The 20,530-nt window shown below is 66.9% G+C and carries 25 protein-coding genes and 2 pseudogenes; 8 read left to right on the top strand and 19 right to left on the bottom strand.

Translation table 11 applies throughout. The features are described 5' to 3' along the window. The first annotated feature begins 2 nt into the window (after nt 1–2). Together ACOCMM_RS06880 and ACOCMM_RS06875 are read left to right on the top strand one after the other, a co-directional pair. Nucleotides 3–191: a type II toxin-antitoxin system HicA family toxin gene (locus ACOCMM_RS06880; RefSeq protein ID WP_419552439.1), complete on the top strand. Its 189-nt coding sequence runs from the start codon at nt 3–5 to the stop codon at nt 189–191. Then, nucleotides 191–607 carry a type II toxin-antitoxin system HicB family antitoxin gene (locus ACOCMM_RS06875; RefSeq protein WP_419552438.1) on the top strand — a complete coding sequence of 139 codons (417 nt, stop codon included), beginning with the start codon at nt 191–193 and terminating at the stop codon, nt 605–607. The genes ACOCMM_RS06880 and ACOCMM_RS06875 overlap by 1 nt, the downstream gene beginning before the upstream one ends. Here the strand turns inward: ACOCMM_RS06875 and ACOCMM_RS06870 are convergent. After that, nucleotides 604–810: a hypothetical protein gene (locus ACOCMM_RS06870; protein ID WP_419552437.1), complete on the bottom strand. Its 207-nt coding sequence runs from the start codon at nt 808–810 to the stop codon at nt 604–606. The two genes, ACOCMM_RS06875 and ACOCMM_RS06870, sit on opposite strands and share 4 nt — an antisense overlap. Nucleotides 811–963: 153 nt before the next feature. Here ACOCMM_RS06870 and ACOCMM_RS06865 point away from each other — a divergent pair, with 153 nt between their 5' ends. Both ACOCMM_RS06865 and ACOCMM_RS06860 read left to right on the top strand, forming a co-directional pair. Next, nucleotides 964–1,254, top strand: a complete 291-nt coding sequence (locus tag ACOCMM_RS06865; protein WP_419552436.1) for a nucleotidyltransferase family protein — start codon at nt 964–966, stop codon at nt 1,252–1,254. Then, complete coding sequence (locus ACOCMM_RS06860; protein WP_419552435.1) at nt 1,251–1,592, top strand: DUF86 domain-containing protein; 342 nt, start codon at nt 1,251–1,253, stop codon at nt 1,590–1,592. The genes ACOCMM_RS06865 and ACOCMM_RS06860 overlap by 4 nt, the downstream gene beginning before the upstream one ends. Here the strand turns inward: ACOCMM_RS06860 and ACOCMM_RS06855 are convergent. Then, the gene (locus tag ACOCMM_RS06855; RefSeq protein ID WP_419552434.1) at nt 1,583–1,894 is read right to left on the bottom strand and encodes a hypothetical protein; all 312 of its coding nucleotides are present in this window, start codon (nt 1,892–1,894) and stop codon (nt 1,583–1,585) included. The genes ACOCMM_RS06860 and ACOCMM_RS06855 overlap by 10 nt on opposite strands. Nucleotides 1,895–2,084: 190 nt before the next feature. Between ACOCMM_RS06855 and ACOCMM_RS06850 the strand changes: the two genes are divergently transcribed. Continuing rightward, a complete protein-coding gene (locus ACOCMM_RS06850; protein WP_419552433.1) occupies nt 2,085–2,492 on the top strand; it encodes a prevent-host-death protein in 408 nt (135 codons plus the stop codon). Continuing rightward, nucleotides 2,489–2,914: a cytotoxic translational repressor of toxin-antitoxin stability system gene (locus tag ACOCMM_RS06845; RefSeq protein WP_419552432.1), complete on the top strand. Its 426-nt coding sequence runs from the start codon at nt 2,489–2,491 to the stop codon at nt 2,912–2,914. The genes ACOCMM_RS06850 and ACOCMM_RS06845 overlap by 4 nt, the downstream gene beginning before the upstream one ends. Nucleotides 2,915–2,917: 3 nt before the next feature. Here the strand turns inward: ACOCMM_RS06845 and secF are convergent, their stop codons facing one another. From secF to pdxS, 11 genes and pseudogenes are all read right to left on the bottom strand, one after another. After that, the gene (secF, locus tag ACOCMM_RS06840) at nt 2,918–4,039 is read right to left on the bottom strand and encodes a protein translocase subunit SecF (RefSeq protein ID WP_419552431.1); all 1,122 of its coding nucleotides are present in this window, start codon (nt 4,037–4,039) and stop codon (nt 2,918–2,920) included. Continuing rightward, nucleotides 4,036–5,499 (bottom strand): protein translocase subunit SecD, encoded by a 1,464-nt coding sequence (gene secD, locus ACOCMM_RS06835; RefSeq protein WP_419552430.1) that lies wholly within the window; start codon nt 5,497–5,499, stop codon nt 4,036–4,038. Before secD ends, secF begins: the two co-directional genes overlap by 4 nt. 119 nt (nt 5,500–5,618) lie before the next feature. Then, nucleotides 5,619–5,933, bottom strand: a complete 315-nt coding sequence (gene yajC, locus ACOCMM_RS06830; RefSeq protein WP_419552429.1) for a preprotein translocase subunit YajC — start codon at nt 5,931–5,933, stop codon at nt 5,619–5,621. 66 nt (nt 5,934–5,999) lie between these two features. Beyond that, the gene (gene tgt / locus ACOCMM_RS06825; protein WP_419552428.1) at nt 6,000–7,265 is read right to left on the bottom strand and encodes a tRNA guanosine(34) transglycosylase Tgt; all 1,266 of its coding nucleotides are present in this window, start codon (nt 7,263–7,265) and stop codon (nt 6,000–6,002) included. After that, complete coding sequence (queA, locus tag ACOCMM_RS06820) at nt 7,262–8,452, bottom strand: tRNA preQ1(34) S-adenosylmethionine ribosyltransferase-isomerase QueA (RefSeq protein ID WP_419552427.1); 1,191 nt, start codon at nt 8,450–8,452, stop codon at nt 7,262–7,264. Before queA ends, tgt begins: the two co-directional genes overlap by 4 nt. Nucleotides 8,453–8,728: 276 nt before the next feature. After that, nucleotides 8,729–9,805 (bottom strand): annotated as a pseudogene (gene ruvB / locus ACOCMM_RS06815) (Holliday junction branch migration DNA helicase RuvB); the annotation flags it as partial. Continuing rightward, complete coding sequence (ruvA, locus tag ACOCMM_RS06810) at nt 9,802–10,416, bottom strand: Holliday junction branch migration protein RuvA (RefSeq protein ID WP_419552426.1); 615 nt, start codon at nt 10,414–10,416, stop codon at nt 9,802–9,804. The pseudogene ruvB and the gene ruvA, both read right to left, overlap by 4 nt. A gap of 24 nt (nt 10,417–10,440) precedes the next feature. Then, nucleotides 10,441–11,033, bottom strand: a pseudogene (ruvC, locus tag ACOCMM_RS06805) (crossover junction endodeoxyribonuclease RuvC). Between the two features lie 94 nt (nt 11,034–11,127). Next, nucleotides 11,128–11,901 (bottom strand): YebC/PmpR family DNA-binding transcriptional regulator, encoded by a 774-nt coding sequence (locus tag ACOCMM_RS06800; RefSeq protein WP_419552425.1) that lies wholly within the window; start codon nt 11,899–11,901, stop codon nt 11,128–11,130. An 80-nt stretch (nt 11,902–11,981) separates the two neighbouring features. Then, nucleotides 11,982–12,605, bottom strand: coding sequence for a pyridoxal 5'-phosphate synthase glutaminase subunit PdxT (gene pdxT / locus ACOCMM_RS06795; RefSeq protein ID WP_419554834.1), 624 nt, complete (start codon nt 12,603–12,605; stop codon nt 11,982–11,984). 39 nt (nt 12,606–12,644) lie between these two features. Then, nucleotides 12,645–13,550 (bottom strand): pyridoxal 5'-phosphate synthase lyase subunit PdxS, encoded by a 906-nt coding sequence (gene pdxS / locus ACOCMM_RS06790; protein ID WP_419554833.1) that lies wholly within the window; start codon nt 13,548–13,550, stop codon nt 12,645–12,647. Nucleotides 13,551–13,751: 201 nt separating this feature from the next. On the opposite strand from pdxS, the gene ACOCMM_RS06785 reads away from it, so the two are divergent. Beyond that, nucleotides 13,752–14,066, top strand: a complete 315-nt coding sequence (locus tag ACOCMM_RS06785; RefSeq protein ID WP_419552424.1) for a hypothetical protein — start codon at nt 13,752–13,754, stop codon at nt 14,064–14,066. Continuing rightward, nucleotides 14,066–14,728 carry a nucleotidyl transferase AbiEii/AbiGii toxin family protein gene (locus tag ACOCMM_RS06780; protein ID WP_419552423.1) on the top strand — a complete coding sequence of 221 codons (663 nt, stop codon included), beginning with the start codon at nt 14,066–14,068 and terminating at the stop codon, nt 14,726–14,728. The genes ACOCMM_RS06785 and ACOCMM_RS06780 overlap by 1 nt, the downstream gene beginning before the upstream one ends. 168 nt (nt 14,729–14,896) lie before the next feature. Here ACOCMM_RS06780 and ACOCMM_RS06775 read toward each other — a convergent pair whose 3' ends face one another. The 6 genes from ACOCMM_RS06775 to ACOCMM_RS06750 all read right to left on the bottom strand — a co-directional run bounded on the left by ACOCMM_RS06775 (nt 14,897) and on the right by ACOCMM_RS06750 (nt 20,520). Beyond that, nucleotides 14,897–15,712, bottom strand: coding sequence for a hypothetical protein (locus ACOCMM_RS06775; RefSeq protein ID WP_419552422.1), 816 nt, complete (start codon nt 15,710–15,712; stop codon nt 14,897–14,899). Between the two features lie 58 nt (nt 15,713–15,770). After that, nucleotides 15,771–16,850, bottom strand: a complete 1,080-nt coding sequence (locus ACOCMM_RS06770; RefSeq protein WP_419552421.1) for a glycosyltransferase family 4 protein — start codon at nt 16,848–16,850, stop codon at nt 15,771–15,773. Nucleotides 16,851–16,963: 113 nt separating this feature from the next. Further along, nucleotides 16,964–17,965 carry a phosphatidylinositol mannoside acyltransferase gene (locus ACOCMM_RS06765; protein ID WP_419552420.1) on the bottom strand — a complete coding sequence of 334 codons (1,002 nt, stop codon included), beginning with the start codon at nt 17,963–17,965 and terminating at the stop codon, nt 16,964–16,966. Nucleotides 17,966–18,168: 203 nt separating this feature from the next. Further along, nucleotides 18,169–18,762 carry a CDP-alcohol phosphatidyltransferase family protein gene (locus ACOCMM_RS06760; protein WP_419552419.1) on the bottom strand — a complete coding sequence of 198 codons (594 nt, stop codon included), beginning with the start codon at nt 18,760–18,762 and terminating at the stop codon, nt 18,169–18,171. Between the two features lie 2 nt (nt 18,763–18,764). Next, nucleotides 18,765–19,340, bottom strand: a complete 576-nt coding sequence (locus ACOCMM_RS06755; protein WP_419552418.1) for a hypothetical protein — start codon at nt 19,338–19,340, stop codon at nt 18,765–18,767. Nucleotides 19,341–19,401: 61 nt separating this feature from the next. Next, nucleotides 19,402–20,520: a cysteine--tRNA ligase gene (locus tag ACOCMM_RS06750; RefSeq protein ID WP_419552417.1), complete on the bottom strand. Its 1,119-nt coding sequence runs from the start codon at nt 20,518–20,520 to the stop codon at nt 19,402–19,404. Between the last annotated feature and the right edge of the window lie 10 nt (nt 20,521–20,530).

Raw genomic sequence — 20,530 nt, 5'->3', positions numbered from 1 at the left:
GAGTGAATGCAGGCGAGTTGCGGCGCTGGCTGAAGCGGCAGGGCTGCACCTTCGAGACCCACAAGGGAGGCAGCGGGCACCTCACCGTGAGACGTGGGGATCGCACGAGCCAGTTGCCGATGCATGGCGGACGCAAGGAACTGGGACGCGGACTTGTCGCCAAGATCAAGAAGGACCTGGGATTGAACTGATGCTCGCATATCCGATCGAATTGACAGACGACGACGGCACCGTGCTGGTGACCTCCCCCGACTTTCCCGAGCTGAGCACGTTCGGCGACGATCGCGCAGAAGCAATCGCCCGAGCCTCGGATGCCCTCGATGAAGCAATCGCTGCGCGGATTCATCATCGAGAGGACATTCCGGCGCCATCGGCAGGGCAATCCCTCGCAGCCTTGCCGACTCTCACAGCGGTCAAGGTGCTGCTGTACCAAGGCATGCGGGCTCAGGGCATCGGCAAGGCCGAACTCGCTCGCCGCCTCGGCTGGCACATGCCACAGGTCGATCGAGTCTTGGACGTCAACCATCACTCCCGGTTGGACCAGATGGACGCGGCGCTCAGGGCAATCGGCTGTCGCCTCAGCGTGGAGGCAACCAACGCGGCCTAGCGGCGGCGGCCCAGCTTGCGTGGACGGGGCAGTGCGGTGCGCGTGTAGCTCTCTGCGGCAAGCGCCTGCGCGGCAGCTTCCATCGAGTCGTGGCGGCCGGCGGCTTCGGCTGCCACTTGGGCGGCCGCCCATCCCGGCTCGTAGCTCTTGAGCAAGGCTGCCGCCAGCGCACCGACTACCGCTGACCAACAGAGCCCCAGCACAGTCGCATTCCCACCCTGCAGACCCGCTCTCCCGCCGTCCCTTGGGGCACGTTCGTCGCCTTCCGAACATGCCCCGCAGCTCGGTCGCGGCTCCACAAGTTCGATGCCGCACCTCGCCGAAGACACCCACAATTGATTGGGTACGATGACGGCATGTCCCGCCGCGACGAGATCCTCGCACGCCACCGCAACGCGATCCTCGACGCTGCTCGCAGGCACAACGCGTCGTCGATCGCGTTGGCCGGTTCCGTAGCCCGTGGCACCGACCACGACGAAAGCGACTGCGACTTCGTATGCACATTCGACCCCGGGACAACCCTGCTTGATGTAGCTGCTCTGCAGCGTGAGCTCAGAGAGCTACTGGGCTGTGATGTCGATGTGTCGTCAGCGAAAGCGCTCGAGCCCCCCTACACCTCGATGCTCCGTGATGCGATATCGCTGTGACACGGGGCGACGAAGCCCGAATTCAGGACATCATCGAAGCAGCCGAGATGGCCGCACGCATTACCGCAGAGAGCCGCTCAGCTTTCTACGACGACTGGAAGAACATGCCCGTCGCGGCACAGATGATCAGCATCATCGGGGCGGCGGCATCGCGCCTCTCTGATACCACTACCGCCAGCTACCCCGACATTCCCTGGGACGACATCCGGGGCATGCGGAACTTCATCGCCCACGAGTATCACAACATTGAACCAGAGATCGTCTGGGAGACACTCCGGACCAGCATCCCTGAGCTCGTGCGGTCCCTCGGCGAAGAACCTGTACGGCCTCAACGCTGACGCTTCCCTGTTCGAGGTCCCGCACTCGGCTTTCGAGATCCTGGACATCGCCGCTGCAGCGCCAAGGCCATCACGGCGTTGGCGTGCACCGTCGTCGGCACGGTCTTCGTCGCCCCGCATAAGCGCCATTCTGAGTACCGTCGAGTGGCACGAGCTTTGCCGTCGGCCTTGAGGAATCGGTACAGCACCCCGATGTTGACGAAGCAGCCAACGATGTAGCCGAGCGTGTTGAAGTCGACCTCACGACCGGTGTCGGGAATCCCGACCTCAACTCGGCTGCCAAGCCAGAAGCTGGCTGCCACGAATGCCAAAGTGAGGCCCAACTTGCGTGGGCGGGGCGGGGCGGTGCGCGTGTAGCTCTCTGCGGCAAGCGCCTGACTGGGAGCTGTTCGTCCACGCCTGCCAGGGCTGATAGGTTGTCGCGTACTTTAAGTACTTGACGTACGCAAACTGCGTATCGCACGAATCGTGTGGAGGCCCGGGAACACACCAATGACATTCCTCTCCTATACCGATACCCGCAACCGGCTCAGAGAGGTGCTCGACACAGCGGACGGGGGCGTGCCGATCGGCGTCGAGCGCCACGGTCACCGTTTCGTCTTGCTGGATCTGGCGCGGCTGCACGAGCTCTTGGCGGACTCGCCGAGACTGCGCCGTCCCGAAGCCATCGCTGAAGCAGGCGGGTGGTCAGTGTTCCTGCCCGACGCTCCCATCGCCGCAGATGGTGCCGACCTGGACGATGCCACCGAGGAGTTCGTGGTCGCCTTGCGGGAATATGCGCAGGACTGGGTCGAGCGACTGAGATTCGCACCGAACCACGCGCGGCATTGGCCGCTGGTGCACTTCGTGTCGCTGAGCTCGGATGCCGACCTAGCCGCATGGGTTCGCGGCGGCCGGTGAGCTTCCCGGCAGCCCGTCGCGAGGACCACTGCCGCTTCTGCGAGGTCGAGGGCTGGCGACTGGTTCGGTCGGCCACCGGAATACGCAGCACCCACCACGAGACTTATGAGCTAGAGCTGCGCAGCGGAGATGTGCTGCGAACCCGCATCTCGCGGCCGCCAGACCGCACGGTCTATGGCAGCGGGCTCTGGTCGCACATCCCCCGGGACCAGCTCAAGGTGAGCCCCGACGAGTTCTGGAAGTGCGTCGACGATGGCATCGCGCCGCAGCGAAGCCTGCCCGCCGCCCCTGAACGCTCTATCCCCACTGAAGTGCTGTACCTGCTCAAGCGACGAGTCGGCCTCTCGGAGAGCCAGATCGCCGAAATGACCGCAGAGACGGCAATCGAACGGTTACAGCAGTACTGGACCTCCGGCCAATAGGGCCTAGCGGCGGCGGCCCAGCTTGCGTGGACGGGGCGGTGCGGTTCGCGTGTAGCTCTCTGCGGCAAGCGCCTGCGCGGCGGCTTCCATCGAGTCGTGGCGGCCGGCGGCTTCGGCTGCCACTTGGGCGGCCGCCCATCCCGGCTCGTAGCTCTTGAGCAAGGCAACCGTCGGCATTGCCACGAATATGGAGCTGTACGAGCCGACGAGAAGGCCGATCAGCAGTGCGGTCGCGAACTCCGACAGGGTGCCCGCACCGAGGAATCCGGCGCCGACCACCAGCAGCGACACCACCGGCAGCACCGAGGTAATCGACGTGTTGACCGATCGCGTCAGCACCTGGTTGAGCGACACGTTCGCGAGCGCGTGATACGTGAAATGGCTGCGCGCCGGCAATGAGCGCTCGTTGGACTTCACCCGGTCGAATACGACAATGGTGTCATAAAGCGAATACCCCATGATCGTGAGGAATGCCACCACGGTGGCCGGCGTCACCTCAAACCCGAAGAGCGCGTAGGCACCCACGGTCAGCACAATGTCGTGCGCCACCGCAATCAGCGCTCCGACCGACATCTTCCACTCGAAACGGAACCACAGATACAGCGCGATCAGCACGAAGAACACCACGAGCGCCCGGCGGGCCTTGCCGGCGACCTCGTCGCCGAAGGACGGGCTGACCTGCCGGGTCGACAGGCTCTCCGCGTCGACGCCGACGGCGTCAGCCAGCGTCGCGGCAACCTCAACGGCCGATGCATCGGGTCCGAGCACGCCGCGTACCCGGAAGATGTCGTCGGCACCGGTGACCACAACGAGCTGCACCCGGGCGTCGGGCACGCCAGCCTCCGCGGCTGCGGCAGCGACGTCATCGGTCGTCGGACCGTCGCCTGCTGCGCCGCCGGATCCGATGTCCGTGTCGCTCCCCTCGGTGCTCTCAGCGCCGGCCGGAACGGGAATCTCCCACACAGAGCCGCCCTCGAACTCAATGCCGAGGTTCAAACCCCGCACGAGCAACGCCACCGCGCAGACAAGCACCGCCACCGCAGAGCCAATGAGCACTTTGCGTGACACACGCAAGATGTCCCAACTGTTCTCGCCTCGATAGAAGGTGCGCAGGGTTGCGATCACGCTGTGCCTCCCGTCGGCGCGGCCGCCGGGAAGGCGTCGTCAGCGGCGGGCAGCACGCCCAGCCGCCGGGGCTCCTCGTTCACCAGCTTGCGAGCCACGAGTACCACCAGCGGCCGCATGAAGAAGTACGACACTGCCAAGTCGATGAGCGTGGCCAACCCGAGATACAGGGCGAAACCGCGGACGGTACCGCTGGTGAGCTGGTACAGAACGCCTGCGCCGATCAGCGATGCCATGTCCGCCCAGACAATGGTCGCGAAGGCACCCTTGAAGCTGGCGTCGGCGGCCGAGCGGACCGCCCGGCCGCGCCGCACTTCTTCCTTGATCCGCTCGTAGTAGACGATGTTCGAGTCGACCTGGACGCCGATCGACACGATGATGCCGGTGGTCCCAGCCAGCGTCAGCGCGAGCCCGCGGCTCTCACCCAGCCAGCTGATGAGCGACCACAGGACGGATCCGCTGATGGCCAGGCTGGTCACTGCAACGAGGCCGAGCAGCCGGTAGTACGCCAGCATGTACAGACCGACGAGGATCAGTCCGACGATGCCTGCGATCACGCCCGCACGCAGCGTTCCCTCGCCGAGGGTTGCCGAAACGGTTCGTACATCGTCCTGCTCGAACTCGACCGGCAACGCGCCGAATCGCAGCGCTACGGCGAGATCGCGCGCCTCCTCCTCGCCGAACGTGCCCGAGATGACCGCAGTGCCCTCGAACTCGGTCGCGCGGATGACCGGAGCGGACTCGACAACGCCGTCGAGAACGATCGCCACCTGCTGGCCGAAATAGCGGGCGGCGATCTCGTCGAACCCAACCGCACCCTCGTCAGTGAGGTCCAGATTGACGACCCACTCGTTATTGAACGTTGCCGCGGCCTCGGAAACGGCTTCACCGGTCAGCTCGGCAGGACCGAGCACATAGCCGACGGGCTCGCCCCGACCCGGCAGGACCACAGCCCGGTCGGCGACGTCGTCCTCGGGCAGCGTGAAATCCGGGAGTTCTTCGATCTCGATGACGTTGGGGTCGTCGGCGATGTCTTCGCCTTCGGGATCGATCGCACCGTTGTACGCATCCGCGAAGTTGATGGCCGAGCGGAACTCAGCCTCGTCGAAGAGGCTGAACGTCAGCAGCACGGGACGGAACCGGAGTTCCGCTGTCTGGCCCACCAAGTCGACAGCACGCTGCTTGTCCTTGACGCCGGGCAGCTGAATCACGACTTGTTCGCCCTGGCGGGTGATGTCGGGCTCGGCCACGCCCAAGGCGTCGACGCGCGACCGGATGATCTCAATGGCGCGATCCATTTGCTCGTCGTCGGTCGGTGAGGTCGGGCGCAGCAGCACCTCGACGCCCCCCTGCAGCTGCACGCCCAGCACGGGTGCCCAGCCAGCAGCCAGCACGCCCGCGAGCGAGCCAAATCCGATCAGGATCGCGACAAGGAGCGAGACGATCTGCGAGCGGCGCACGTCAGACCTCGGAAACCACGCGCAACCGGGTCGTCAACAGGAACCTGCCGCTCTCAGGCTTACGCCGGTACCGCTGCGGGCATCGCGGCACCTAGCAGCGCAGTGCGCTCGGGTCAGGCTCATTCCGGCGCGTCTAAGTCGTCCGATGTGGGCGGCTCGGCCGTGCCCTCGCTGCGAGCATGCGTGATGATCTCGCCGATGGCGCGGCGCTGCACTCGCAGCTCCACGTCGCTGTCCACCTCGATGCAGACGACCTCACCGGGCTCTTCGACCGCCACGATCTTGCCGATGACCCCGCCGACCGTGGCGATCACGTCACCAATGTCGGCACGGCCCAGCATTGCGGCGCGCTCCGCGGCGCGCTTGCGCTGCGGCCGGATCATCAAGAAATACATGAGGGCAAACAATGCGACGAGCAGGATGATCGAGCTCATGATGTGCTCCTCAGTGTGGCGTATTTTGGCGGGTCAGCGTACCGGGCCACTGCGGCTCGCAGTGACTCAGCCCCAGACTTCGTTGACCTGCTGGCGGAAAGCGTTGAACCGTCCCGCCTCAATGGCAGCGCGGGAGTCGGAGACCAACTCGGCCAGGAACGCAATGTTGTGCAAGGTCAAGATGCGACCTGCAGTGGGTTCGTTCACGCTCATGAGGTGCCGGAGGTAGCCGCGACTGAAGCGAGCCCCGGGCCGCGGGCGGCCGTCGGGTCTGGTCGGACGGGGATCGAGTGGCGTTTCATCGCGGGCGAAACGGGCATTGCGGATGTTGATGCGGCCGTGCGGTGTAAGCGCCGTGCCGTGACGGCCGAGGCGGCTGGGAAGCACGCAGTCGAACATGTCCACGCCTGCTGCGATGGCGTCGACGATCCGGGTCGGGTCGCCGACGCCCATCAGGTAGCGCGGCCGGTCTGCGGGCAGCACTTCGGCCGCTGCTGCGAGGGCCGGGGCCATCTCGCCGCGGGACTCCCCCACCGACAGCCCGCCGATGCCGTAGCCGTCGAAGCCGATCGATGCCAGCGTCTCGGCGCTGTGGCGGCGCAGCTCGGGATCGATCCCGCCCTGGCAGATGCCGAACAATGCCTGCCCGCCGGCGGTCCCGTCCCGGCGCACAGTCTCCATGGCCGCTGCCGCCCGGGCCGCCCAGAGGTGCGTGCGCTGCGTCGCGACGCGCACTTCGGTGGGCGGTGCTGGCAACTCTGGACAGATGTCGAGCGCCATCTGGATGTCCGACCCCAAACGGCGCTGCGCGTCGACGGCGTCTTCGGGTGTCAGCCGCATCTGCGTGCCGTCATAGGTCGAGCGGAACGTCACGCCCTCGTCGTCCACCTTGGACTTCACATTCTGGGAGGGATCGGGGGGATCGTCGCCATCGGAGGCGTCTGAAGATCCCTGACGGCGGCCGGGTTGATCTGCGCCGCCGGAACGGCGGCCGAGCGACATGATCTGAAAGCCGCCGGAGTCGGTGAGGAAGTGGCCGTCCCAGCCGACGAAGCCATGCAGGCCACCGAGCGCCTCAACGACATCCACACCCGGCCGTGCCGACAGGTGGTAGGTGTTCGCCAGCACCACCTCCAGACCCAAGTGCTCGTAGTCGGAGGAATCGAGATGGATGACGGCGCCGCGGGTCCCCACCGGCATGAAGACCGGCGTCTGAAATGTGCCGCGGGCGGTCGTGACCTGTCCTCGCCGGGCCGGGCCGTCCGATGCCAGCAAGTCATATGCGGCCCTGCTGGCCGTCCCCGCCCGAGGCACGCGTTCCGGGGCGCTCATTGCCCACTGCCGCGCCGGAGCAGCATTGCGTCGCCGAAGGACAGGAAGCGGTAGCCATCCGCCAGCGCCGTCTCGTACAGGTCCCGCCAGTGCGGCCCGATGATTGCGTCGATCAGCAGGAGCAGCGACGACCGGGGCAGGTGGAAGTTGGTGAGCAACCCGTCCACCACCAAGAACTCGGCGCCCCGCCGCAGGAACAGCTCGGTCCAACCGCAGATGTCACGCGTGCCCGTCTCGGCTGCGGGCTGCCTCGCCAAGGCGGCAGACTCCAGCGCCCGCACGGTGGTGGTGCCCACGGCGACGACACGCTCGGCTGTGTCGCAGGCCGCGAGCGTTTCTGCGGGCACCCGGTAGTGCTCGACGTGCATCTCGTGCTCGTCGGCATGTTCCGCGGTCACCGGCGCGAATGTTGCCAGGCCGACCGTCAGGTCCACAGTTGCGATCTCGACGCCATTTGAACGCAGCGCATGCAGAACATGCTCTGTCAGGTGCAGACCTGCGGTCGGCGCTGCGGCAGAGCCGTCCGTTCGTGCATAGACGGTCTGGTAGCGGTCTGCGAGCGCCTTCCGGGCAGCGTGACTGTCGAAAGCGTCGACACCGATGCGTTGCGCAATGGCGTTGCGCGCCGTATTCGGGTCGATGTAGGGCGGCAGCGGCGCCTCCCCGGCGTGTTCGAGCAGCGGGGCCTGCGATACCTCGACGAGAGGTACCCCATCGACGAGGACGTCCACAGCGCGGCGCTGTCGATCCAATCGCTGACGCACGATGACCTGGACGTTCGGGTCCCGTTCCGAGACCAGCACGGCGCCGTCGGCAATCCGGCGCGAGGGCCGTACAAGCGCAGCCCAGGCCCCGTGCCGGTCCTCTTGCGCGTCACCCCGTGCGTTGTCCCCGGCCGCCTGCGGCTCGGAGTTGAGCGGTTCAAGCAGCAGCACCTCCGCGACCCCGCCCGTGCGCTTGCGCAGCGGAAGGCGGGCGGGCATCACCCGCGTCTCATTGACCACCAGCACGTCCCCAGAACCCAGCAGGGAGGGAAGGTCGCTGATGTGCCGGTGCTCAGGCGGTATGCACGGCCCCCGGTCCACCAGCAGCCTGGCAGAGTCACGAGGTTCGGCGGGCACCTGCGCAATGGCTGACGATGGCAGGTCGTACTCGAATTCGCCCATCGGTAGCCGCGGCGCGTCCATCGCAGGTCGAGGCTATGGCTGCCCGCAGCAATCGCTCACGGCTTCGCCGACGCCTTCAACCGCAGCACGCGACAGCAATTGGGAGCGACGGCCGGGCCAGTGACCTCACCACGGCGCTTCGTCGACCTGCACCCTCGGCGCCGACCGGGGCCCTTGCTCTTCGACGGTGCGCTCGGACCGGTCCGCAGGCGGCGCTGCCGTCACATCGGGCTCCGGTCCGGTTTCGGTGGCATCGAACAGCGTGTGTCCTGCATCATCGCCGCGGGCGCCACTGAGCAGACCTGCCTCCGCAGGAATCTCAATGCCCAGGTGCGCGTACGCCGCTGCGGTAGCGATGCGGCCACGCGGCGTGCGCTGCAGCAGCCCGCGTTGGATCAAGAACGGTTCGTACACGTCTTCCACCGTCTCGGTCTGCTCTCCAACGGTGATCGCCAGCGTGGACAGGCCCAGCGGCCTCCCGGAATGAGTCACAGCCAGGGCGTCGAGAATTGCCCGGTCCAGCTTGTCGAGCCCGAGTTCGTCGACCCCGAACACAGCCAGTCCCTCACGGGCCACCGACACGTCGACGGCACCATCGGCGCGCACTTCTGCGAAGTCGCGGACGCGGCGCAGCAGCCGGTTGGCAATGCGCGGCGTGCCCCGGCTGCGGGAGGCGATCTCCGCAGCGCCATCGGCATCAATCTGCACGCCGAGGATTCCGGATGCTCGGGTCACGATCGCGGTGAGGTCGCCGGTGGAGTAGTAGTCGAGGCGTTCCACCAAACCGAAACGGTCACGCAGCGGCCCCGAGATCAGCCCGGTACGGGTCGTGGCACCCACCAACGTGAAACGAGGCAAGTCGAAGCGGATCGAACGCGCAGCTGGACCCTTGCCCAGCACGATGTCGATAGCGAAGTCCTCCATGGCGGGGTAGAGCACTTCCTCGACGATCTTGGGCAGGCGATGGATCTCGTCGATGAACAGCACATCGCCGTCGGCCAGGTTGGTGAGGATCGCTGCCAGATCGCCTGCACGTTCCACGGCAGGCCCCGACGTGAGATGCAGCACCGCGTCCAATTCGACGGCGATGATGCCTGCGAGCGTCGTCTTGCCCAGGCCTGGCGGGCCGGCGAACAGCAGGTGGTCGGGCGATTGGCCGCGGGCCACCGCGGCTCGCAGCGTGATGGCGACGTGTTCTCGCACTTCGGGTTGGCCGACAAATTCATCCAGCGAGCGGGGCCGCAGCGTGGCCTCGGCGTCGCCCTCGTCTGCCGCCGAGCGCGTCGGATCGGTGGCATCGCTGCGGCTTGACCCTGAGGGCGCCGTTGACTCCGCGCGCCGGTAGCCCTCGGTACGAGCCCCTCCGGCACTCATCGCGGACCGAGCTCCTGCAATGCCACGCGCAACAGCGCCCCGGTGTCGGACGTTGCGTCACGCCCCGCTGCAATAGCGACAGCCGCCATGGCCTCACGTACTTCTGACGGACTGAATCCCATCTGGCCCAGCGCAGCCCGCACTTCCGCCACCGCAGAGCCAGCGCCGTCGCCGGACGGTCCAATCGCAGCGCCGACGGTCTCAGGTGCACCCAGTCGCGACTTCAGGTCAAGCACCATGCGCTTGGATGTCTTGGCGCCGATGCCGGGCACGAGTTCGAGCACAGCAGCATCGTCGGCTGCCACGGCTCGCCGCAGCTCGTCGGGCGGCAGGTGACTCAGCACCGCCAACGCCAGCGCGGGACCCACGCCATGCGCGCCCAGCAGGGCCTCGAAGCAGCGCCGCTCATCGAGTTCGGTAAATCCGTAGAGGTCGGAACTGTCCTCGCGCACGTGATGATGCACATATACAAAGCACTCATCTCCTACCGGGCCGGCTCCGGCCAGCGTCGAGGGCGCAACGGTGACGCGGTAACCCACCCCGCCAGCTTCGATCAACAGCTCGCCGGCAGGATCCTTGTCGAGCAGGCGACCGCGCACTGATCCGATCATTGGGGACCGATCATCGCGAGCCGTTCATTGCGGCGGATTCTCGGCCGGTGTCACGGCACAGCCGGCGGGGGCACCACCCCGGCGGCGGGAAGCAGCATCCGCGCTCGGCTGTGTGTCGCCGCGCGGTTCCATGGCGCCTGGGACAGGTGGCACAGTGCGACCGCAGCCGCATCGGCAGCATCTGCCGGCTCGGGGGTTCCGGGCAGTGCGAGCAGTTCGCTGACCATGCGCTGCATCTGGTCCTTGTCGGCCCCGCCCCAGCCGGCAACGGCTTGCTTGATCTGCGTCGGCGTGTATTCGACCACCTCTGCCCCCGCTGCCGACGCAATCGCCATGGCCAGCCCGGCCACCTGCGCGACACCGATGGCTGTGCGGACGTTGACCTGGAAGAACACTCGCTCCACGGCGACCACCGAGGGCCCGAACTCCTCGATGAGCGCCTGCAGCTCGCGCATCTGCGTCGCCAGGCGTACCGCTTGCGGCTCGGCGGGATCGGTGCGTATCACGCCCAAAGCCACCGCCTCGTTGCGAGTGCGCTGCGAACCGGAGCCGGGAATCTGCTCCACCACGCCGTAACCGCAGCGCGACAATCCAGGGTCGATCCCCAGTACGAACATCAGTACGAACCGTAGCCCTTGGCACCGTTCCGACTGGGTATGCGCGAGCCTTCGAGCTCTGCGCGATCGACGCTGTTTCGCCCAATTGCTCGCCTCAGTCGGCGATCGTCTCCAGCAGTGATTCGCTGATGTCGAAGTTGGCGTACACGCCCTGTACATCGTCGTGGTCGTCGAGGGCATCGAGGACCGCCATCACTTGCTTGGCGGACGACGCATCGGTCAGCTCGATGAGGTTCTGCGGCGCGTAAGTCATATCCGCCGCCTTCACCGCTATGCCCGCCGCCTCGATCGCGTCGCGCACCGTCATCGTGTCGGCCGGCTCGGTGATGACTCGCCAGGAGTCGCCCTCGCGCTCGATGTCCTCCGCGCCCGCCTCCAGCGCCACCAGCATCAGTTCGTCTTCGTCTGGCTCGGCCGCATCAGCCTCGGATGCCACCACAGGCACTACCACCACGCCTTTGCGCTCAAACTGCCATGCCACCGCACCTGGCTCGGCGAGCGAGCCGCCTGCCCGTGTGAACAGGCTCCGGATCTCCGAGCCGGTTCGGTTGCGATTGTCGGTGAGCACATCCACAAACATCGCAACGCCGCCGGGTGCGTAGCCCTCGTAGGTGACCTGCTCGTAGGACACGCCATCCAGCTCGCCGGTGCCGCGCTTTATCGCCCGCTCGATGGTGTCCGATGGCACCGAGTTGTCGCGGGCCTTCTGGTACATCGTCCGCAGCGTGGCGTTGGAATCCAGGTCGCCCCCGCCCGCTCGTGCCGCTACCTCGACCTGACGGATCAGCTTGGCGAACAGCTTCCCGCGTGCCTTGTCGGCAGCGCCCTTGCGGTGCTTGATCGTCGCCCACTTGGAATGACCGGACACGGACCCTCCCCCACAAAGCGTGCCAAACGACATGCGCCAAAGAAGGTGCACTCGTGAGGACAGTCTGCCGGACGCGTCCCTCAGTGGTCTGTCGATGCGCCGACCATGTCCAAGAAGATCCGGTGAATGCGGTCGTCGGCGGTCAGCTCCGGATGGAAGCTCGACACCAGTATCGAACCCGACCGGCACAGCACCGGGACCAATGCAGGGTTGCCGATTCCCGACGAGTTCACCGCGGGCCGGATCTCCGCCAGCACTTCCACGCCGTCGCCGGTGCGCTCCACCCATGGAGCTCGTATGAACACCGCGTGGAATGGCTCGTCGAGGCCCTCGGTGGCCAGATCTGCCTCGAAACTGGCGACCTGACGGCCGAAGGCATTGCGCCGCACCGAAATGTCGATTGCGCCGAAACATCGCTGATCCCCTCGGCCGTCCAGCACTTCGGCAGCGAGCAGGATCATGCCCGCGCAGGTGCCGAACGCCGGCATGCCATTGGCGAGGCGCTGCGACAGCGCGTTGAACAGCCCGCTCGTGCCGAGCAGGTGCGACATCGTGGTCGACTCGCCACCAGGAAGGGCAACAGCATCGACGCCGTCGAGGTCGGCGGGCGTACGTACTTCGACAGCCCTCGCCCCGACTCGCCGGAACGCGGCGACGTGCTCGGCTGCCGCTCCCTGCAGCGCGACGACGCCGATCAGCGGCAGGCTGTCGCTCGTGCCCGGGGATGCGGGGCAGCTCAGCGCTTACCAGCCGCGTTCGGCGAGCTTGGTTTCGAGGCCTTCCATCTCGAGACCAGGCATGGCGCTGCCGAGACCCCGGCTGACTTTGGCCACCACCGATGGATCGCGGTAGTGCGTCGTGGCTTCCACGATCGCCTCGGCGCGTGGTCCCGGGTCTTCGCTCTTGAAGATGCCCGACCCGACGAAGACCGCTTCCGCACCGAGTTGCATCACCAGCGAAGCGTCAGCCGGCGTGGCGATGCCGCCAGCACAGAACAGGGGCACCGGCAAACGGCCGGTCTCGGCAATTTCCTGCACCAAACCCAGTGGCGACTGCAGCTGCTTCGCCCAATCGAACAGCTCGGCGGAGTCGGCCTGGGTGATCTTGCGGATGTCGCCGGTGATGGAGCGCAGATGGCGGACGGCTTCGACGATGTTGCCGGTGCCGGCCTCGCCCTTGGACCGAATCAGGCAGGCACCTTCGGAGATGCGCCGCAGCGCCTCGCCCAAGTTCGTCGCACCGCACACGAACGGCACGGTGAACGCCCACTTGTCGATGTGGTGGGCCTCATCGGCGGGTGTGAGCACTTCGGATTCGTCGATGTAGTCGACGCCCAGCGCTTCGAGGATCTGGGCCTCGCCGAAGTGACCGATGCGGGCCTTGGCCATGACCGGGATCGTGACCGCCGCCTGGATGCCTTCGATCATCGCCGGATCGCTCATGCGAGCCACACCGCCGTCTCGGCGGATGTCGGCCGGCACCCGTTCGAGCGCCATGACGGCGACTGCCCCGCCATCTTCGGCAATCTTCGCCTGCTCGGGCGTGACGACGTCCATGATGACGCCGCCCCGGAGCATGTCGGCAAGACCGCGCTTGACCCGCACCGTCCCCGTCAGATGGGACTCTGCTTGCTGCGCGTCGGTGGGCATCGAGGCGCCAGTTTGGCCTGTGCTCGTGGGGCCTGAATTCATGGGCTCAGTGTAGGGACCGGTTTCCGAAGCGCAGACGGGATTGTCGGGCCCGAACGCTGTGGGGTCGAGCACGGTGCCACAGGCGGAACAGCGACGCTGGTGCCAACCGGATCGAGGCCCGGGGCGACCGTCACACACTCGCTCCCTAAACTTGGTGTCGTGGCCACGACCCGGTTCTCGCGACCTGTCGAGATCCCCGACGATCTCGGGGAGGTCTCAGTCGCGCCCGTGACTGGCCGGGTGACGCTGCCTCTTCATATCGCTTGGAGCGGTCAGGGCGACTACGACATGTCGAATGCCGACCAGATGCGATCTGTGTATGAGCTCGTCATGACCGAAGGCACCGAGGACGACGTGCTTCATTACATCGACCTCAACCAGCTCCTCGACGTCTGGGAAGACCTCTGGCTGTCGCCGCACGTGCGTGAACGCTGGACGGCGTGGCTGCGAGGCCGCGGCCTGCTGCCTGAGTAGTGCTTACTGACCTGCAGCGCCGCGTCTGGCACGTCGTAGGTCCACTGCCGGACAGCGAATCGGTCGCGCTCGCTGGCGGCGGCGCTCTCATCGTGCTGGGGATCGTGGATCGCGCCACGTCGGATCTTGACTTCTTCGCAGCCTCGGCCTCACAAGCCGAGCGGTTCATTCCGGCGGTCGAGGCCGCGTTGGCGGCCGATGGGCTGCGCGTCGACCGCATCCAGACCGGACCGGGCTTTGCACGCCTGCGAGTTTCTGACGACACGAACACGATCACGATCGACCTGTCTCACGACTACCGGCGCTTCCCAACCGTGGACGGAGAAGCCGGCCGGGTCCTGTCCGCCGACGAACTCGCTGCTGACAAGCTCCTCGCCTTGTGGGGCCGAGCCGCCCCCAGGGACTTCCGCGATGTGCACGCGCTCGCCCAGCGTTTCAGCACTGACGAGATGTACCGCCTCGCAGCCGAGAAGGATCCCGGCTTCGACATCGCATCCCTCGCTGACGCCCTTGGCGTCTTCGATCATCGTCATGCTGGCGAGTTCGCTATGGACCCCGAGGATCACCGACGTCTGCGCGACTGGGTTCATCAATGGCGCTACGAACTCGAACAACACGAGAACCAGACCTGTTCGAACGACGGATCTCCGCAGGAGTCCTAGATACCAGCGGAGATCCACGAGTCCGCGCCGGCAGCGCTACCGGCCGTTGTCACAACCGCTCAGACGAAGGGCATCCTCGCCGAGAACCTCGCAACCACGTGACCGATACGACTGCTACGTCTTCGGGTGTTCCCACCCCTGAACTGCTCCAGCGAATTCACGCTGTCCTCAGAATTCACGCAGGACGGCAACTCGCGTCTCGAGGTCTGCGCGGTAGTCGGGCAAGTCGTCCGGGAGCTGGGTCTCGGCAGCTCTCGGATCGGCCAGCCACAGCGGCCACGTCACTCTCGGTGCATCGGTACGCACAGCCGCTCCCGACATCGTTTCGAGCGCGTCGGCGAGACCTGGTGGGTAGCGGGTCAGTCTCACGGCTTCGGCGTCGTCGTCGAAGTCGCTGCCGGTGCTGGCCTCGCGCTCCAAGCGGGCCTGGACGAACAGCCACAGGGAGGTCCACAGCAGCGCGGGCAGCCCCACCGTCGTCACCGCTGTGGTCAGGTAGGCACTACGCCCGTCACGAATCTGTGTCAGCAGCCGCGCAACGACGGCCTCCAGCTCGATGCGGTTCAGCGAGTCGAGCAAGCCCTGTGTGACGACAACCGTGGACCGGTCGGATTGCCGGCCAAACGCAGCGGCGTTCGCCCCGCTGCTGGGAGCGACGAGGAGTGCCGGCACTTGAACCCCCACCAGCAGGCAGACGCCGTCAACGACATTCGCCAGGCGAGGCTCGTCTTCGAATTCACACACCTTCGAACTGGCTCCGAACAGCGCATTTCGCAAGCGTCGCTCTCCGACAGCCAGCCAGGTAGCGGCGAGCCCGCAGGCCGCTGCGAGCGCGATCGGCATCACCCACCAGCCCAGAGGCGTGAACAGCGCCACCAGCACGCCCACGATCGCCCCTGCAACGAGATGCACGGCCCAGAATTCCGCCAGCAGCTTGTCGGCTCGACTGCGGTAGATGGCGAACAGCGGGTCCACCTGCTGCATTCAAGCGGCCCCAATCACTATTGGCACAGCACAGGTGGCACAGCTTGACGGGCAGACCTCAGCTGGCACGGCGTCGCGCGATGGCACGTCCGTACATATCGAGGTAGATCTCGGCCAGCCGAGCCATCGACAACTGCTCGGCGCGCTGGCGGCCAGCCGCCACGAAGTCCGCGGCGCGGTCGGGGCGCCTCAGCAATCGCAGGAGCGCTGCTGCCAACGCTGCCGGATCGCCGGGGGCGACAAGCTCGGCTTCGTCCCCAATGCGAACGACGTTGCGGTATCCGGGCAGATCGCTCGCTACCACCGGCGTTCGTGCAGCCATGGCTTCGATGAGCACCACGCCGAAACTCTCGCCACGCAATGACGGCACGCAGAACACGTCGGCGCCCTTGATGCGAGCCAGCTTCTCGGTCTCGCTGACCCGTCCGAGCCACTCGATGCGCGTGTCGCGCTGGTATCTGCGCTGCAGCTCCTCGGTCTGCGGGCCGCGCGACATCACCCACAGACGAACTCCCTCAGGCAGCCGCGACATGGCTTCGAGGAGCACCGTGAGGCCCTTGCGCGGCTCGTGGCGACCGATGTACGCGATCGTGGGTGCGGGGCTGCGCATGGGAGCGACTTCGTCGAAGCGATCCAGCTCGACACCGTTGAAGACCAACTCGTAGTCGCCGCCCACGCCATCACGGGCCATCTCGGCGGCATCGGTCGAGACAGCGGCCCGAATGTCGATCCTCGTCGCCAGCCACCGTGTTCCCGGCACCAAGTACGCAAGGCTGCCCCCCGCTGCATGCCACGTGCCGACGGTGGGCGTCGAGCCTAGGAACAGAGCTGTCTGCGTCGGCCCGGGACACAGCGGCTCATGCAGGTGCAGGACATCGAACTGCTCGTCACGCAGCGCCCGAACCGTGCGCAGCGTGCAGGCGAAGTCGGGCGCAATCGGGGCGACCGATCCGTTCGTGAAGGTAGGAATGCTTGCGCCCAGAGGTGTGACACCGGTCTGGGGCGGTGCGCCGTCGCAAGGAGCGAGCACTCGTGTCTCGTGGCCGCTCGCAGCCAAAGCTCGAGCCAAACCCAGCACCTGCATCTGGACACCGCCAGGGCTGGTCAGGCTGTAGGGCGAGATGATCCCGATTCTCACGGGCAGAACCTCATAGGTCGCACCTCACTGACGATCTGCGCAGCAATCCTCACTGCCGCCCAGACGCTAGGCGCGGTGTGCGGGTCGCACAATGCGCTCTCTTGACGCTTCCGCTAGTCGCCGTCGGCTGCGTCGCCTGACACGGCTGGTCGGTCTGACGGCCAATTGGGACCGAAGAGGTGCCACTGGCGCGGTTCTGCAGCGATCAGCGTCACCAACTCGTCGGCGAGCCGCTGGGTGACCGCGGCGACATCGTCACGGAGGCGCCCGCGTCGGGTGACGTCTACCGGCGGCCGAACCGTGCCCAGGTGCTTGCCTCGAGGTCGGAAGTACACGGCGGTCGGCAGCAGGGCCGCACCTGATCGCAGTGCCAGCAACGCCGGACCTGCCGGCAACGTCGTCTGCTCGTCGCCGAAGCTGACCTCGATGCCGTCGCTGGTGAGGTCACGATCGCACAACAAGCAGACGATCTCATTGCGCCGCAGCGCACCCAGCACCTCGCGGCCCGCGTCTGGTCCGAGCGGCACTACGCGCATGCCCAGCCGCTCACGGAAATTGGCGAACCACTCGAAGAGCTCCGGCGGATGCAAGGGCTCGACCACCACGCTGATCGGCAGCCGGTTCACGGTCGCCATCCAGAATCCGGCCCACTCCCAGCCCCCCAGGTGCGGCAGGGCCAAGATGACGCCATTGCCGCGCTCGAGGGCCTCCTCGACATGGTGGTAGGCCGGAACATCGATGCCGCTGTCCAGGGTGCTCTCACTCAGCGCGGGCAGCCTGAACGACTCCAGCCAGTAGCGGGCATAAGAGCTGAAGGCCGCGGCGGTGGCCTGCTGCACGGCTCGCTCAGCCGCCATTGCGTCTGCGCCGGCATCGCCGGCATCTGCGTCTGCGCCGGCATCCAGTTCGCCGCCGTCTGCGTCTGCGCCGGCAGACCCACCGGCACCCGCCCCTGCAGCAATCCAACGCTGTGCCCGTGTCTGGTGCCGGCGCACCATGTCGGCCTTGGCGGGCATCAACCGCGCCAGCACGGGGCCCGCGAGCACAGCCAAACGCTCGCCCAGCCACAGCGGGACCATCCGGGCTGCGGTCGCTCCCGCTTGGTACCCCAGCACTATTGCCTTGTCCCGCCCTAGCGGGCGGCGTGCCTTGTCCCGCCCTCGCGGGCGGCGTGCCTTGTCCCGCCCTCGCGGGCGGCGTGCCTTGTCCCGCCCTAGCGGGCGGCGTGCCTTGTCCCGCCCTCGCGGGCGGCGTGCCTTGTCCCGCCCTCGCGGGCGGCGTGCCTTGTCCCGCCCTTGCAGGCGGCGGAGCACTGCGCTCACTTCGACATTCGCGCGCTGGCCTGGCGCCACACCTTCACAAAGCGCATCACCGCTGTCACGGTTGAGAGCGCGAGCAGCACCCACAGCAACGGAATGAGCAACACCTCGAAGGCAACCGCCACGGCAATCACCACTGTGCGTTCGGCACGCTCCATCAGCCCGCCCTTGGCCACGAAGCCCAGCAATTCAGCCTTGGCACGCTCGTAGGAGATCACCGCACTGACGCCGAGCACCGCCATGGGCAACACGGCCCAATGCGCGCCGTGCTCAGAGGCGAGATACCAAGCGATGCCACCCAGCAGCAGGCCGTCGGTGACCCGGTCGGCCGTCGAGTCAAAGAATGCGCCCCGGCTCGACGAGGTGCCCCGCGCTGCAGCGACCGGCCCGTCAAAGAGGTCAGCGAGCGCAGTCACCACCAGGAACACGGTGCCGAGACCGAGTCGGCCTGCACCAATCGCAACGGCGCTCGCCGCTGCCATCACGAGCCCGAAGGCAGTGAGCACGTCAGCACTCAGGCCGATCGCGGCGAGTCCACGCCCGATCGGCGCCGTGACGCTGTCGACGCCCTTGCGGAACATGCCATCGAACATCGTCAGCTCCCGTCGCCGGGCTCCGGGATTGCGCTCGTGTGCACACCAGCGGCGTCGGGAGCCTCTGGCGCTGAGCTGGGCGCCGTCTCAATCCAGGTCTCGGGATTGTCCTCCACCCAACGCTCGAGCACGGAACCGCTCAGCGCATCCACGAGCACCAAGCCTCTGCGCTCAGGCGGGTCTTCCGCCGAATACACGAGCACTCGCCATGTGGGGCGGCTCATCCAGCCCCGCCAGCCGAGCTGCGCGCTGGCGTGCCCGACAGCAAAACCGACGTCGGTGACTGCGGCGACCAACGCTTCGTTCTCATTGGCAGCGAATCGACGTCCCGCTGCGAATTGGTAGAGGCCGGCGAGGGCGAGCAGCACACCGCCTACCGCCACGCCTTCGTTGAGCAGGACCGATTCGCTGTCAGCGGCAAGCGCCGCTGTAGCAGCCCACACACCCGCTGCGAAACACAGTGCGCCGGTGATCTTGCGCCGCGAGTTGTCGGGGAACTTGTACGCGCCGACAAATCCTCGGTCCAGATCAGCGGGAAGCGCGTCGCGCACCTCGCCGAGGTCGTCTGGCTCGGCCATCGAGGCCAACGCTACCGGCGCCCTCGCAGGCGCTCGCGGCTGCTTGCGCTTCTCGCACGAACTAGAGCACAACGCCGAGCAGGGCAGCTGCGTCGCTGGCGGACTCACCGTCCGCGACGGCCGTGTCGATTGCTGCGAGCGCGCCCGGCGTGTCGAGATCGTCGTCCAGACGCTCGCGGACGCTCGACAGCGCTCCGTCGCCGGGACCCGCCGCCCGCCAGCGCACGAGTCGCCGGGCCGCATCGGCCACACGGCGCTCATCCCAGTCCCAATCGGCCCGATAGTGCGCACCCAGCAGCGCCAACCGCAGCGCCATGGGCTCCCAGCGCTCGCGCAAGTCGGACACAAACACGAGGTTTCCTGCCGATTTGGACATCTTGGCGCCACCCTGTCGCACCATCGAGGTATGCATCCAGTGGCGCACGAACGGTCCACCGGTGATGGCTTCGGACTGTGCCCTGGAGCACTCGTGGTGCGGGAACACCAGGTCGCTTCCGCCACCGTGCACATCGATCGTCTGACCGAGGTGAGCGAGCGACAGAGCAGAGCACTCCACATGCCACCCGGGGCGGCCCGGACCCCACAACGACGACCATTCCGGTTCGTCGGGAGCTGCACGTTGCCACAGCACGAAATCCAGGGGTTTGCGCTTGTCTGGATCGTCAGGCCGACCGCCACGCCTGCGGGCCAACTCGATCATCTCGGTGACGCTGAGCCGGCTCAGCTCCCCGAAGCCGGGTGCCGTCGAGACGTCGAAATAGACACCTTCGCCACTGCGATATGCGTGTCCGCTGTCGAGCAACTGGCCGATCACTCGCCGGATGTCGGAGATTGCTGAGGTGGCTCGGGGCTCGCTGTCGGCCCGCAGCAGCCCCAGCGCCTCCATGTCTGCGTCGAACGCAGCCAGCGACCCCGCCGCCAGATCCAGGTAGTGCACGCCCATGGCACGCGCCCGCGCCAGCAGGTCGTCGTCCACGTCGGTGATGTTGCGGACGCACCGGGTGCGCCAGCCAAGATCCCGCAGTCGCCGCTGCAGCACGTCGTAGGCCAGGAACGTGGCGGCGTGGCCCACGTGGGTGGCGTCATAGGGCGTGATCCCGCACACGTACATGCGCAGCGTGTTGCCTGGGCGCACGCTGAGCGGCACGATGGCCCGCCGCTGCGTCTCGTACAGCCTCATCGCTCTGCGC

Source organism: Candidatus Poriferisodalis sp. (assembly GCF_965198245.1).
In the GTDB taxonomy this organism is placed as follows: Bacteria; Actinomycetota; Acidimicrobiia; order Acidimicrobiales; family Poriferisodalaceae; genus Poriferisodalis.
Note: the sequence above shows the minus strand (reverse complement) of the source record. Positions and strands in the feature narration are given on the sequence as shown.

Bases quoted from the DNA above. Each gene is read 5' to 3' on its own strand.
- ACOCMM_RS06875 (WP_419552438.1), top strand. From the start codon at position 191: ATGCTCGCATATCCGATCGAATTGACAGACGACGACGGCACCGTGCTG.
- ACOCMM_RS06865 (WP_419552436.1), top strand. From the start codon at position 964: ATGTCCCGCCGCGACGAGATCCTCGCACGCCACCGCAACGCGATCCTC.
- ACOCMM_RS06850 (WP_419552433.1), top strand. From the start codon at position 2,085: ATGACATTCCTCTCCTATACCGATACCCGCAACCGGCTCAGAGAGGTG.
- yajC (WP_419552429.1), bottom strand. From the start codon at position 5,933: ATGAGCTCGATCATCCTGCTCGTCGCATTGTTTGCCCTCATGTATTTC.
- tgt (WP_419552428.1), bottom strand. From the start codon at position 7,265: ATGAGCGCCCCGGAACGCGTGCCTCGGGCGGGGACGGCCAGCAGGGCC.
- queA (WP_419552427.1), bottom strand. From the start codon at position 8,452: ATGGACGCGCCGCGGCTACCGATGGGCGAATTCGAGTACGACCTGCCA.
- ruvA (WP_419552426.1), bottom strand. From the start codon at position 10,416: ATGATCGGATCAGTGCGCGGTCGCCTGCTCGACAAGGATCCTGCCGGC.
- pdxS (WP_419554833.1), bottom strand. From the start codon at position 13,550: ATGCCCACCGACGCGCAGCAAGCAGAGTCCCATCTGACGGGGACGGTG.
- ACOCMM_RS06775 (WP_419552422.1), bottom strand. From the start codon at position 15,712: ATGCAGCAGGTGGACCCGCTGTTCGCCATCTACCGCAGTCGAGCCGAC.
- ACOCMM_RS06760 (WP_419552419.1), bottom strand. From the start codon at position 18,762: ATGTTCGATGGCATGTTCCGCAAGGGCGTCGACAGCGTCACGGCGCCG.
- ACOCMM_RS06755 (WP_419552418.1), bottom strand. From the start codon at position 19,340: ATGGCCGAGCCAGACGACCTCGGCGAGGTGCGCGACGCGCTTCCCGCT.
- ACOCMM_RS06750 (WP_419552417.1), bottom strand. From the start codon at position 20,520: ATGAGGCTGTACGAGACGCAGCGGCGGGCCATCGTGCCGCTCAGCGTG.